Here is a 13,127-nt window from a genome sequence, read left to right on the forward strand (position 1 = left end):
TATGCCATTGACTTTATCTTAAAGTTCTTTCACCATATTATAACTTTGTTTGCCATTAGGATCCGGCAAATTATGTGTTTTACCTTCATTAATAAAACCATTGGCCTCATAAAATGGAAAAGTTCAGGATAGCAAGTTAAAGATATCGCCTTTCTGCCCTGCTTTTTAGCAATTTCCGCCATTTTATTTAACAAGTTTGAAGCAATTCCCTGATGACGATGTTTAGGGGCAACTGCAACTGATAAGATCATTTGGTATTTATCTTCTGAGTGATTAGGATGATTTCTAAAATAAAGCTCATCCTCAATGTAGCGTTTGGAAAAAGCCGGGCCGAAGGTGTGGCCAACAACTTTTCCAGTTTCTTCATCTTCAACTACCAAGAAAGTATCAGGATAATTTTCTATCCTACCGACCATATCTTTTTTAATCATTTCTTTACTCATGTGAAAGGCCGCTGATTCTAAACTAACGACCATCGGTAAATCTGCTCTTTGAACAGTACGATAAATTATCTTCATTGGATATTCCTATTTATTCCCAACCATCATTCTCATCTTCTTGGACATCATCTAATTCATTCTTACCAAATAGTTCTATTTCAGAATATGATTTATATTTTTGATTTATCCTTTTAGCCGAAATTCGATCTATTTTTCGATCCAATAAATATTCTTCTATATTTTTAATAATTTTATTCATATCTTTATCATCACGCATCCTTAATTTGCCAAAATATTGATTGCTTCAGCTTAATTCATCTTGTCACCTATCAACTTCTGTTTTTTCTAAATATAAAACTTAGACAAAAATTGGGCAAGAAAAAATCGAAATTGCTAAACAACAATTCCGATCCTTAATTATCATCTTTAAATTTATTCTGCTTCTTCAACTGCAACGCATTGATTTTGGCGACTATGAACTAATCTCATTGCAAAACGAGCAGTTGGTTGTACAATCAAGCTTTGCATGCAGAAAGCAATCCCGAAATTACGTAGCCATAAAGTTAAGTAACGTTGGAAAATACTCATATCAATCTGTCCTTGACCAGCCCATGATTTGGCAATCGTCATAATCATTGACATGAAAACAACATTGCTAATGATATTCAGAGCAATTTTGGCATCATAAGAGTCAGTTTCTTCGGATAAAAATTTCTTTAATTTTCCTACTGGATAACGCGTTACTGCCAAACAACTGACAGTTACTACCTATATCATTGGAAAGGTTTTTACTACACCCATATAAACATTCCAGCTCAATCCTTGTTGGCAGAAATTAATAGCCGGCGTAATTGTGGCAACATCCAAGCATGAAACGATTAATGTATATAATAATTTTTCTTTTTTATTTTGTGGGAAACTGAGAACCTTCATTCAAACATCATTTCTTAACTTAAAAAAAGACCCGCTAGACTTACGCCTATCAGCCCTTTTCCTCTTAGATAAAAACATCTGTTTGCGTTGATTATAGCAAAAATTTCTTAGAAAAATCAAGAAAAGTTTTATATACGATAGTGTGCGTATAATAGTTTAAGTTCTATTTCTGATATTTTCTCATCAAGAAATGTTCTATCGTTTCTGGTTCATGTCCTGTAATATGAGCAAAAGCATCACTCAAGCCATGAAGGTAACCCTTCGCACCACCAGCATACATTGAAGCAAGTTCATGACCATCACCTTCAGAAGCATAGATCTCGCCGAATTCTTCAACCGTCACTGGATGATAACCAATCTCATGACCCGTAACTTTAGTCATAATCTTACCAAGTTCAGGCATTGTGTATGACCGGCTTTGCGTGAGCAAATAGCTTTTTCTGGTCTTTAAAATTTCTGAATTCAAAACCATCGTTGCCATTGCTACAACATAGCCTTGCTGGGCCACCTTGATCATTTGCGGCAAGTGCAAGCTTAAATTCTGCTTATGAAAGGCTGAACCTTGCACCCACATTATCAAAGGAAAAAGTTGTTGTTCTTTTTTCAAGGCTGGAATAATGATATGCAAATGTAAGTCTTTCTTACTTTTATGTGCATAAATAATATTCAACAAAACAGATGGATACTGCTTTTTAAGATCAACTTGCAATGTTTTCATTCCTGCCGGTGCTGCTTTTTATGGCTCTATAATTTTTATTTATCAAGGTGTTAGCTATGTCCTCTTACAACAATTGTATTAAATTTTCGCTTGATATTGAAAAGCAGAAAATCTATCAGGCCGTTCTGCTTCAGCCGGCCTGTCCTTTCTGCAGCTCCAAGGATTTGATTCACAATGGCCGCTTAAAAACTGAGATCCGCTATATCGCTGCCAATGCCAGCCGGCCAATTATTATTCGTTTATTTAAACAGAGAGTCCTCTGCCGCTCACATAAAAAAGCCCAATGCCACGCCAAACACTACTGTATTTACAATGCTTCCAAGAGAAAGGTGTTCACCGCGCTCATTCAATTCTCTGCGTGTCAGAGCCATAAAGACATTTGACAAGCAATCCCGAGAATACAAGCTTTTGAAATCTCTATGGAGGCTCTATTTGAAAAAATATGATGATTTGGACAAGATTCATCCGCGCTACAATTGGCACTACATGGATTCGCTTACTCAGGAGCAGATTGTTATGCAAGAAATTAGTCCTAATACGACGCTGGAAAATTCATACAATCGAATGCAGGATTTCTTTACAGCCTTAGAAGACAATGACAGTCAGAAGCTTAAAAGAATCATCTGCTCAAAAAAACCGGTGGGCGGTCTAATGCATAAAACGCTTTTAACGTTCAAGCATAATTTAAAGGCCGTATTAAATGGAGCACAGTCAAGCTATTCCAATGGCTGCCTAGAAGGCTTCAACCGCAAGATTAAACAAATTGAACGAACTGCCTTTGGTTATTCTGATTTTATTAATCTCTTAACAAGAATCAGACTGGAAGAAAACAAAGTCAAAGAAAAAGGATTAAGCAATTTATTAATTGCTTAATCCTTAAACTTTACTCTTCATCAACAGGAATTCTTATAGAATGTCAAGCATTACTACAGAGAAAAAAAGAGTATACTAAACATAGCCCCAAAAGACTAGTCTTTTGGCAGTTTTTTCACTTATTATGTGCTAAACATCTATTAATTAATCGCCTTAGAATAATTATAAAGTTGATGTGTGTGGACCAAATTTATAATAGTGCGATTCAAATGATTGGCGCATGCTATTAAAGCTACCTTGTCATGCTTATTGAAAGGCGGCTTTTTTAATTTGTAATAGTAATCAATTAAATGATTTTGAATTTTGCCTTGATTTCTTAACATACTTCGAATCATGTCTGTTTCAACAGCTCTGCCTTGACTACTACCTCTACGATTAATTGTATCGCCTTTAATGTATTTACCAGACTGATATCTATTTAAATCCAAACCTAGGAAAGCATTGAGTTGTTTATAATTATCAAAGCGAGCAATATCACCAGTAAAGCCTAATAATAGAGCGCTATTTAATTGACCGGCTCCGGGAATACTGGAAATAACTTTGAAATCATCCAAGCCAACAGCCGTCTTGATTAACTTGTTTTGAATATAGGCTATTTCTTTATTGTAGCTTTCTATCTCATCGCAATATTCTGAAATAATTTCAATTTCTAAAGAATTTGCTGGAACAGCAGGATAAGAATCTTTAGCTGCTAACCAAACTTGAGCACAATAACTTTGAATTACATCTTTATGTATTCGCCTGCTAACAGATTGGTAAACTCTAGTGGTCATTTCTTTAAGAGTTAATCCTACCAAAAAGTCAGGATGACAATACATTCTAAATACTTGAAGGGCTAAAACTGCATAAGCATTTTTAAAAATCTGATTTAGTTCTGGGAAAGTAAGCTCTAAGCTAGAACGAAGGAAATTAAGTATTCTGGTTCTACATTTAATTAACTGCTTATATCTCAAAGATAAAATCCGTAAAGATTCATACAACGAATTAGATTGTTTATTACAGTGATTCTTTATTTCCGCTAATTGAGTTTTACCCAATAAAGCTAATTTAAATGAATCATTCTTGTCAGTTTTATTTCTTCTCAAAGAAGCCATTCTTAATTTTGCTTCTAGGGGATTTAGCTCATAAAATTTGACCTTTTTATTTTTTAAATAAGTAGTAAGCTGAGCCGAATAAACACCTGTAGTTTCAAATATTATTATTGTACCGGGTTTAATATAAGAATTTAATATTTGGAAACCGCTCTTATTATGCTTAAATTTAAAAGCTATTTCTTCCGCTTCTTTTGTTATCAAAGTGGCATGACTTTCACCTTGACTAACATCAATACCAATAATATTCACCTAATCACCCCGTTTTAAATCAATTGAGGCAAATATTTATTTTCAGCTCCATTTCTTGATTATACGATCTCTGAGATCCACACCCTTAATCTAGTTTGATTGAAAATAAACATTTATGGGCCCGTTTGACAGTCGAATTTAATATTCCATTCTGTTGTCGACCTCAACCTCAATCTAAGTATAAGAAAAAAGGTAGATAAAAACATCGTCATGTTTCTATCTACCTTTATACTTTAGGGTGTTTGACAAAGAGCCTTGCCAGCAGTTGGTGAGATCAGTGAAGCGACTACTTTCAGGATCGTGCTTTTTCCGCTTCCTGAAGGACCAACAAGCGTTAAGAAATCCCCTTTATTTAGCGCAAAGAAAATATCATGCAAAATTGTTTTATCTTGTACTTGGTAGGAAACATTTTCTAAATCCAAAAGCATGATTATTTGCCTTTCCTATCTTTCAAGATTCATCTTAATTATACCCATCTCGACTAGACTGGAGGTAAAGAAAAAGCAGGCATTCTTTATTGAATGTCCGCTTTAAATGTTTTATTAAAATTTAACTTGTTCACCATTGACTGTAACTTGGTAAGTCATGTCTTGCAGATTTGCGTGAAGTTTAGCAACTCTTGAGCCATCATGATTTTGACGTGTAATCTTTATTTCATTTTCATTTGGAGTTGTCACTTCAATCTTGCCCTCCAGATCAAATGCAGCCTCATTATTTCTAAAAGTAAATAATTTAAGCAGTGAATGAACAACAGGCCGTTTAACTTCCTGTTCCACTTCTTCTTTAGTGTAGTAGTGTCGATTAATATTGCGACCCTCTTTAGTTTTTTCTAGCAGTTTAATGTCATTTTTGCCTGCCAGCATTCCAACATAATATACTTGCGGAATTCCTGGTGCAAAGACCTGAAGAAGCCGAGCCATAAAGTATCTGCGATCATCATCGCCAAGAGCTGAGTAAAAAGTAGTATTGATTTGATAAATATCAAGATTATGATATTCGGCACTTGAATACTTCTTTTTAACATTTGCCCCAACTTTATAGAGTTCTTTACTAGTGTAATCGATTTGCTCGGGAGTTAAAATATCGCGGGCATCTACAACGCCAATTCCATCATGCGTGTCCAGTGTCGTAAATTGTTTCATTGGGCACATTTTGAGCCAATTTGCCAAACGATCAGTTTTGCCGCTATAAAGCGAATACAAAGTCACCATTGGTAAAGCAAAATCATAAATGAAGTAGCCATGCTTGCTAATCTTGAACGGCATTGAATAATGTTCATGAATTTCTGGAAGAATCATGGCACCTTTATCAGCAATGTCGTCACGAACTTGGGCTAACAAATCCCAAATTTCTGGTTCAACAAAGAAATCATTCGTATTAAGCTTCTTAACTGCGTAAGCAAAAGCATCTAAACGAATAATGTCAGCACCATGAGCAATCAATTCATTCAGGGTTTGGCGAATGAATTTTTGGGTGACCTTTTTGCGTACATCAAGATCAATCTGTTCAGGACCAAAAGTGTTCCATAATTTTTCTTTACTGCCATCAGCAAAAGTAATTTCTTGATAAGGGGCACGATCTTTCCGCTTATAAATTAGATCAACGTCTTTCTTAGTTGGACGACCTTTAGGCCAAAATTTATCCCAACTCAGGAAAAGATCTGCGTAAGGACTTTGATCTTTATTCTTCTGAAAATCTTCAAAATACTTTGAATGACGGGAAATGTGATTAATCATAAAGTCAAACATTAAGTAATATTGTTGACCTAATTCTTCCACATCTTTCCAAGTACCAAATTTTGCATCAACCTTTGTGTAGTCCGTTGGTGCAAAACCACGGTCACCGGTTGAGGGGAAGAATGGCAATAAGTGAATCCCACCTACTGCACCTTTTAAGTCAGTTTTTAGAACTTCTTTTAATTCCTGAATATTCTTACCCAAACTATCAGGATAAGTAATCAGCATGACTTTATTTGAAATTGGCATTACTTTTTCTCCCCCTAATCTACTGCTTTAAAGTGGTACATTTTAGCTTGAAAATCTCCATTAGCAAATGGATCATAGAAGCCAAGATTCATTAATTCATCCCCACCAAAGATTTCTTGAGTAGCAACATCTTCATAACGCTTGCTTGGATCAAGACCCATTAACTTGGTCTTAGTGCAATATGGTTGAGCATAAGCCATGATATCAACCACTGTAACTACTGCCTCACTTTGATCTGGTGAAACAGTCATCCAGGCACACTGATTGCCCGTCATTGGTGACTTTAGACGATAAAATTTACCATATTGAGTAATTTGACGAATCTTTTTATACTTAGAAACTTGCTTAGCTACTTTTCGGCTATCTGCAGCACTTAATTTAGTTAAGTCAAGTTCATAGCCTAAATCGCCCCACATTGCAACTGCACCGCGCGTATCAAAAGGCGTAATTCGACCATTTTGTTCGTTTGGGCTGACTGACACATGGGAAGTCATCATTGATTGCGGATAAACTAAACTCGTACCATATTGAATTACTAGCCGAGCAATCGCATCTGAATTATCACTGGCCCAAATTTGCGGCGTATAGTAAGCTTGACCAGCATCAAAACGGCCACCACCACCTGAACAACCTTCAAATAAAATATTTGGATATCTAGTAACTAAGCGATCGAGCAAATCATAGTAGCTCAAAACATAGCGATGATAGGCCTCGCCCTGTCTATCGGCTGGTAAATCTGCTTCATAAATATCAGACAAATGCCGATTCATATCCCATTTGATGTAGTCAATTTTGCCGCCATCTAGGATTTTGATCATTTGTTCATAGATATTGTCCCGAACTTCTTTACGTCCTAAATCTAAAAGATATTGATTGCGTGATGGACTTGGTTTACGACCAGGAACATGCATTAGATAATCCGGATGTTGTCGATAAAGATCTGAATCATAAGAGATCATTTCGGGTTCAAACCAAAGACCAAATTTTAAGCCCTGATGATGAACGTAATCAGCAAAATGACCTAATCCTTTCGGAAACTTCTTATGATCAACATACCAGTCCCCAAGTGAACTATTATCATCATCACGATGACCAAACCAGCCATCATCTAAAACAAACATTTCAATGCCGAGATCTTTAGCCTTATCAACAATTGGTCGCAGCTTATCTTCATCAAAATCAAAGTAAGTTGCTTCCCAATTATTCACCACAATTGGCCGCAGTTGATCTTTAAACTTGCTACGCATGATTCGATCATGAATCAAACGATGGAATGTTTGACTCATCTGATTTAAACCATGAGCTGAATATACCATCAAAACTTCCGGAGTTTGAAATTCAGCCTTAGGTGCTAACTGCCACTTGAAATTAAAATCATTGATACCAATATTTAAGTGAATTTGATTAAATTGATCGCGTTCAACTTCAAACTTATGGTTGCCAGAATAAACCAAACTAAAACCATACGCATCACCATTATTCTCTGTTGTCTCTGGGTCTACCAAAGCCAAAAACGGATTCATTTGGTGACTTGAGGTACCACGAATACTTGAGTAAACATGAATGCCCTGCCCAATTTTTTCTCTTTCAACATGACGTTCATTAGCATGCGCACCTGGCAAAGTAATCACTTCAAAATTGCGATCGGCAAAATCAATTTGCATTGAAGCTGCTTTTTCAAGAAAAACAGTCTCTTGCCCGTTATTGAGTACTTGAACTGAACGCGTAACTACGGGACGATCACGATAAATGGTGTAGTACAAATCAAAATCAAGTTGGCTTTTCTTGTCTTCCAATCTGATAATTAAAGTTTGCGCTTCATTTTTATTTTTGACCCATGCATGTGGAAGACCCTTTAAATCAGGCTTGCCATCCTCAATCCGATAAGATTGATAGGTTAAAAACAAAGCATTTGCACCATCTGGATGGCGAACAATAGCAGCTGGCGTATGATAGTCCATTTCACCGGCCGTACTGTACTCTTTTAAAATAGAATCACGTGAAAACGTTCGATCAAGTGAACCTGGAAGATTGCCTGAGAAACCGCGATCTCTTCTTGGATAACGCAACTGACCATGATAGTTTTTTACTCGTTTACCAAAATACAAATGACTTAGCGTACCGCCATCTTCAATGGCTAGCAAGTATGAAATTTTGTCATTATGCAAATGAAAAACTTTTTGCTCTTGATCAAAGGTGATTAGTTCGTGGTTCATTTTTTCTCCTAATTGTAATTACTTAACAGCACCGTTACTCATACCAGCAATAATGTTCTTTTGGAAAATCAAGTAGACAATGGTGATTGTGATGATACCAATGACGTATGATGCAAAGCATGGACCGTAGTCGTTGAAGTATTGGCCAGTGTAGTTGTATTGGAACAATGGCAAAGTCCACATCTTAGAATCTCCATTCAAGATCAGCAATGGAAGCATAAAGTCGTTCCAGAACCACATTGCATTTATAATCAAAGTCGTAGCATGCATTGGTTTTAACAATGGGAAGATAATCTTAAAGTAAGCCGTTAATTTGTTGGCACCATCAAGTTCAGCAGCTTCATCCAAACTAGCTGGAACACTTTGCTTGATGTAAGAAACATACAAGAACAAAGTTTGTGGAATAGCATAAGTTAAGTAAAGAATAATTAAGCCCCACATGTTGGCTAAACCAATCTTACTCATCATAACAGTAATTGGAATCATAATAACTTGGAATGGAACAAAGATCCCAAGGATCAATAAAATGTACATCCAGTTATAAGCTGTTCGCTTTGACATATTACGAGCAATTGAATAGGCAGCCATTGGAACAAAGATCATGACTAAGACAACTGATAAGACTGTAATCACAATTGAGTTCCAGAAGTAACCCATAACACCATCCGCAAACAATCTTTGGAAGTTTGCCAATGTCCAAGGATTTGGCCAAGCAAAGAAGTGTTCCATAATTTGTTTGGTCGTCTTAAATGAACTTAAAAACGTATACAGAATTGGAACTAGAATTAAAATTCCGCCTACAACTAACAAGGCATAGTCCCAAAATGTTTTTGTGCTATTTTGTTTTTTCATTGTGATACTCCCCTTTAATCAACGGCATACTTATTAGAAATCTTGATTTGAATGAATGAAACAATGGCAATCAAGACGAACAAGACAATGGCAACCGCATTGGCATAACCGAATGAGTTGTTGTTAAAGGCATAGTTGTAAACCAAAAGCCCTAATGAAGTAGTAGAGTTGTTTGGCCCACCAGCAGTCATCGCAAAGATTTGGTCAAAGGCAGTTAAACCTGACTTCAATGCTAAAATGAAGACCATTGAAATACTTGGCAACATATATGGAAGTTCAATCTTCCAGAAAATTTGTTTGCTATTAGCACCATCAACAGAAGCAGCTTCCTTAATTTCATCAGGAATGCTTTGAAGTCCTGCTAAAAAGATGATGATTGGCATTGCGACCCCTTGCCAAAGCAGAACAAAGACTGTCGCAATAACCGCACCAGTATTAGTACCAAGCAAACTAGTTTGAAGCCAGTTGATATGAAGAGCATTACCAATTGCTGGCAAACCGTAGTTGAAGACTTGTTTGAAAATCAAGGCAACAGTCAAGCCTGAAAGAACAGCTGGGAAGAAGAACCATGCTCTAAAGAATGTCCGGCCCTTGATCTTTGCATTTAAGGCACGTGCAACCAAGATACCAATTACAATTTCACCAACAATCAATGAAATCGTTAGGATTAAGGTAAAACCAATTGACTTACCCAAATTTTTATCAAGCATTAACAGTTTGTAGTTATTAATCCCAACAAACTTATAGTTATAGGTTAAACCAGTCCAGTTAGTTAAACTATAGAAAGCTCCTTGAAATAGTGGGAAGTAGAAGAACACTAACTGTAAAATCAATGGGACAATTAAAAACAGCCAGCCCCAATGTTTTTCAAAAAAGTTTTTGGATTTCATTTTTACTCCTCCTAGTTTGCAGCCTTCATTGGGTTAAAGAAGGTATTCATCGCGTCAACCATTTGTTGTTTATTGCCTGACATTAAGTAGCCTGCAGTTAAAACGAAGAAATCATTTTCTGAAGTCCAGTGTTGTGCAAGCCAAACCATATCATGATTGGTAAAGGCTAAAGTATATAAACCACCAAGTTCTGAATTGACACCCTTTTGCTTTATTCCTTTAACAGCAACAGGCTCACCATCAACGTTGTAGTATTTCTGCATAGCAGCTGGGGTCGTCATATAGGCAACAAACTTTTCACAGGCTTTTCTGTGCTTAGTCGAAGCAGAAATTGACAGTGCTAGGTCACCTGAACCAACTGTCATTTCGTGGCCAGCTTTATCTGCTGGGAAGGCAAAGGTTCTAACTTTGAATTTTGGCTTTTGCGCATTAATTAAAGGTAAAGCCCATGAACCGTTTGGCATAATCATGCTCTTGCCGCTAGCAAAGGAAACAATGGCATCGTTGTAACTAGCACCACGCCAGTTGGTTTGTGAATTAAAGCGAAGCAAATCCAACCGGTTGAAATCTTTTTGAATGGCCGGATTATTAACCTTAATACCATTTGGTGCTGAATAACGAAGCAGTTTGTTGGCTTGAGTAGCACCACCAGTAATAGTTGCAAGTGATAATTGATGATAACCATTTAAAGTCCATGGTTCACTTCCGGCAACAGCAAATGGAGCTTTGCCGCTAGCCTTAATTTTCTTCACAATTTGTTCGAATTGAGCCCAAGTCTTAGGTGGCTTAATACCTAACTTTTTAAATTCAGTTGCATTGTAGAAAAAGCCATAGACATTAGCACTAAGTGGAACATTATAAATCTTGCCATTTACTTTGAAGGAATCAGCATAGTGATTCTTAATGTTCTTAATATATGGTGCATGCGTCATATCTAAGAAGTAGCCAGCTTTAGCCCACTCTTGGAAGTCAATATTTTGCGGATAAATATTGATTACATCTGGTACATCCCCAGCTAAAATTCTTGTTTTAAGAACAGTACCTGGATTTGGGACATCCACTTCTTTAACGCGAATGTTAGGATTTTTCTTTTCGAAATCTTTGATGATTTCTTTCAAAGTTCCTGACATTTCCTTCTTTTGGTTGAAGTATTCAATTGTAACTTTCTTGCTTGAACTGCTATTTTGCTTTTGACCACAAGCTGACAAGCTAAGTGCAGCAACAGCAGTTAGGCCAGTTAAAGCTACTTTTCTCAGCCACTTATTCATATTGATCACTCCTCATCAAAATAACTAAACCCGCTAAACTTTCCTCTCTGGAAAATTAAAGCGCTTTCATTTGATACACTTATCATACCGCAATGTGTAATTTTTACAACCTATTTACAGAAATTTACACATTTATTTTCACATTAGTGCTATAATGATTAGGCTATGAAAGCGATTCTTTAAGATGGGGATGTAATTATGACTGCTACGATCAAAGAACTTGCAAATGAGGCTGGTGTTTCAATTGCAACTGTCTCACGTTTTTTAAATCAAAATGGCTATGTTGGTCCAAACTCGGCTTCTAAAATTCAGTCTGCAATTGATAAGTTGGGTTATAAGCATAAAGATCCCATTTTAACAACTAAAATGAAAGTAATTGAAGTAAACTTTCCTAACATTGATAACCCATTTTATGCGGAATTATTTCAAAATCTTTCTACCTATTTAAAAGAAAAAGATTACGATTGCATCCTTCATTTGGATCATTTTCACATTGAAAATTTTGATTACTTTTTAAAGAGATTCCAAGAGAAAAAGATTTGTGGTTTAATTACAAGTTCACTGCTCAATATTTCTAAAAAAGATTTGCAACCTAATCTGCCGATTGTCAGTTTTGATCGCAAAATTAGTCCATCAATTCCGACTATTCAGTCAAACAACTATGATGCAGGGATGCAAATCGCACAATTCATTTTAAGAATGGGTAAAAATAAAATCGCAATTATAGCTGGAGCTAAAGAAGATTACTATCCAATTAACGATCGCATTAAGGGCATGATTAAAGTCTTTAATACTTATCACAAAGAAGTTGATTTGACCTCCTTAAACGCTAGCGATTCAATTATTGCTAAAAAAATTACAATTCAGCAAATTCTCAAACATACTCAATATGAAGCAATTTGTTGTACGGATGATATTACAGCGTTATTAGCAAAACAATGTACAGATGATTTAGGATTGACTCCTGTCATTACGGGATTTGATGGTACAATTTTGATCCAAAATCTGTTTCCACATTTAATTACTGCTCAGCAGCATATCAAAGAACTGGCTGAATTGATGAGTGACCTGCTTCTTCATCAAATTAATCAACCACATGAAAAACTAGAAAGTGTTTACACTCTGCCGGTTAGTTTAATTAATCAGATCTAAAAAGATCCTCAGAATTTTGTTTAATTCTGAGGATCTTTATTTTTCTATTTACATTTGCTCAAAATGATGAACAATCGGTTGAGGCAGATAATCCGTTAAAAATTTCGAAAAAGTTTTGCCAGATCGATCCATTTAACAAGCACACGCACATTGTTAATCGCTGCATTAATTTTCAATTTATTACGAATAATGCCTGCATCATCCATCAATCTTCGAAAATCTGTATCTGTAAATTTTGCCACTTTCTCAACTTTAAAACCAGCAAAATCCTGGCGGAAATTCTCACGCTTATGTAAGATTGTTGACCAAGAAAGTCCAGGTTGAAAACTCTCAAGCACTAGCATCTCATAGAGATACTTTTCATCTAAATTTAGTTTGCCCCATTCCTGATCATGGTAATTGCGATAAAGCTGATCATCAGTTTCGCCCCAAGGACAGCGTTTGACCATTTCTTGTT

Annotated in this window: 11 protein-coding genes and 3 pseudogenes; 2 read left to right on the plus strand and 12 right to left on the minus strand. The window is 36.1% G+C overall.

Annotation, left to right across the window (positions count from 1 at the left end; all coding sequences use genetic code 11):
* Positions 1-18 precede the first annotated feature (18 nt).
* The 4 genes and pseudogenes from D0Z64_RS07970 to D0Z64_RS08635 form a co-directional block, all read right to left on the minus strand.
* Positions 19-518, minus strand: a pseudogene (locus D0Z64_RS07970) (GNAT family N-acetyltransferase).
* A gap of 13 nt (positions 519-531) precedes the next feature.
* Complete coding sequence (locus D0Z64_RS07975) at positions 532-717, minus strand: hypothetical protein (protein WP_006352310.1); 186 nt, start codon at positions 715-717, stop codon at positions 532-534.
* A 155-nt stretch (positions 718-872) separates the two neighbouring features.
* The gene (locus D0Z64_RS07980; protein WP_080882021.1) at positions 873-1,190 is read right to left on the minus strand and encodes a hypothetical protein; all 318 of its coding nucleotides are present in this window, start codon (positions 1,188-1,190) and stop codon (positions 873-875) included.
* 346 nt (positions 1,191-1,536) lie between these two features.
* The gene (locus tag D0Z64_RS08635) at positions 1,537-2,091 is read right to left on the minus strand and encodes a Rossmann-fold NAD(P)-binding domain-containing protein (RefSeq protein ID WP_236943555.1); all 555 of its coding nucleotides are present in this window, start codon (positions 2,089-2,091) and stop codon (positions 1,537-1,539) included.
* A 339-nt stretch (positions 2,092-2,430) separates the two neighbouring features.
* On the opposite strand from D0Z64_RS08635, the pseudogene D0Z64_RS07990 reads away from it, so the two are divergent.
* Positions 2,431-2,964, plus strand: a pseudogene (locus tag D0Z64_RS07990) (transposase); the annotation flags it as partial.
* A gap of 140 nt (positions 2,965-3,104) precedes the next feature.
* On the opposite strand, the gene D0Z64_RS07995 reads toward D0Z64_RS07990, so the two are convergent.
* The 7 genes from D0Z64_RS07995 to D0Z64_RS08025 all read right to left on the minus strand — a co-directional run bounded on the left by D0Z64_RS07995 (position 3,105) and on the right by D0Z64_RS08025 (position 11,518).
* The gene (locus D0Z64_RS07995; protein ID WP_080881115.1) at positions 3,105-4,307 is read right to left on the minus strand and encodes an IS110 family transposase; all 1,203 of its coding nucleotides are present in this window, start codon (positions 4,305-4,307) and stop codon (positions 3,105-3,107) included.
* Between the two features lie 233 nt (positions 4,308-4,540).
* On the minus strand, positions 4,541-4,735 hold the full coding sequence (locus tag D0Z64_RS08000; protein ID WP_080882023.1) for an ATP-binding cassette domain-containing protein: 195 nt from the start codon (positions 4,733-4,735) through the stop codon (positions 4,541-4,543).
* A gap of 114 nt (positions 4,736-4,849) precedes the next feature.
* Positions 4,850-6,292 (minus strand): sucrose phosphorylase, encoded by a 1,443-nt coding sequence (gtfA, locus tag D0Z64_RS08005; RefSeq protein ID WP_080882024.1) that lies wholly within the window; start codon positions 6,290-6,292, stop codon positions 4,850-4,852.
* Positions 6,293-6,306: 14 nt separating this feature from the next.
* On the minus strand, positions 6,307-8,508 hold the full coding sequence (locus D0Z64_RS08010) for an alpha-galactosidase (protein ID WP_080882025.1): 2,202 nt from the start codon (positions 8,506-8,508) through the stop codon (positions 6,307-6,309).
* Positions 8,509-8,526: 18 nt separating this feature from the next.
* Positions 8,527-9,360 (minus strand): carbohydrate ABC transporter permease, encoded by an 834-nt coding sequence (locus D0Z64_RS08015; protein ID WP_080882026.1) that lies wholly within the window; start codon positions 9,358-9,360, stop codon positions 8,527-8,529.
* 14 nt (positions 9,361-9,374) lie between these two features.
* Positions 9,375-10,250 (minus strand): carbohydrate ABC transporter permease, encoded by an 876-nt coding sequence (locus D0Z64_RS08020; RefSeq protein ID WP_080882029.1) that lies wholly within the window; start codon positions 10,248-10,250, stop codon positions 9,375-9,377.
* An 11-nt stretch (positions 10,251-10,261) separates the two neighbouring features.
* Entirely contained in the window at positions 10,262-11,518 is a 1,257-nt protein-coding gene (locus D0Z64_RS08025) for an extracellular solute-binding protein (RefSeq protein WP_080882028.1), read from the minus strand.
* A 198-nt stretch (positions 11,519-11,716) separates the two neighbouring features.
* Between D0Z64_RS08025 and D0Z64_RS08030 the strand changes: the two genes are divergently transcribed.
* Positions 11,717-12,670 carry a LacI family DNA-binding transcriptional regulator gene (locus D0Z64_RS08030; RefSeq protein ID WP_080882030.1) on the plus strand — a complete coding sequence of 318 codons (954 nt, stop codon included), beginning with the start codon at positions 11,717-11,719 and terminating at the stop codon, positions 12,668-12,670.
* A 51-nt stretch (positions 12,671-12,721) separates the two neighbouring features.
* Here D0Z64_RS08030 and D0Z64_RS08035 read toward each other — a convergent pair.
* Positions 12,722-13,119 (minus strand): annotated as a pseudogene (locus D0Z64_RS08035) (DNA-3-methyladenine glycosylase I); the annotation flags it as partial.
* Between the last annotated feature and the right edge of the window lie 8 nt (positions 13,120-13,127).

Origin of the sequence: Lactobacillus amylolyticus (assembly GCF_003999355.1) — a bacterium.
Classification (GTDB): Bacteria; Bacillota; Bacilli; order Lactobacillales; family Lactobacillaceae; genus Lactobacillus; species Lactobacillus amylolyticus.

What these genes read in the sequence shown, in the direction of transcription:
- D0Z64_RS07975 (WP_006352310.1), bottom strand. Translation starts at nt 717, where the DNA reads ATGCGTGATGATAAAGATATGAATAAAATTATTAAAAATATAGAAGAA.
- D0Z64_RS08635 (WP_236943555.1), bottom strand. Translation starts at nt 2,091, where the DNA reads ATGAAAACATTGCAAGTTGATCTTAAAAAGCAGTATCCATCTGTTTTG.
- D0Z64_RS08000 (WP_080882023.1), bottom strand. Translation starts at nt 4,735, where the DNA reads ATGCTTTTGGATTTAGAAAATGTTTCCTACCAAGTACAAGATAAAACA.
- gtfA (WP_080882024.1), bottom strand. Translation starts at nt 6,292, where the DNA reads ATGCCAATTTCAAATAAAGTCATGCTGATTACTTATCCTGATAGTTTG.
- D0Z64_RS08010 (WP_080882025.1), bottom strand. Translation starts at nt 8,508, where the DNA reads ATGAACCACGAACTAATCACCTTTGATCAAGAGCAAAAAGTTTTTCAT.
- D0Z64_RS08015 (WP_080882026.1), bottom strand. Translation starts at nt 9,360, where the DNA reads ATGAAAAAACAAAATAGCACAAAAACATTTTGGGACTATGCCTTGTTA.
- D0Z64_RS08020 (WP_080882029.1), bottom strand. Translation starts at nt 10,250, where the DNA reads ATGAAATCCAAAAACTTTTTTGAAAAACATTGGGGCTGGCTGTTTTTA.
- D0Z64_RS08025 (WP_080882028.1), bottom strand. Translation starts at nt 11,518, where the DNA reads ATGAATAAGTGGCTGAGAAAAGTAGCTTTAACTGGCCTAACTGCTGTT.
- D0Z64_RS08030 (WP_080882030.1), top strand. Translation starts at nt 11,717, where the DNA reads ATGACTGCTACGATCAAAGAACTTGCAAATGAGGCTGGTGTTTCAATT.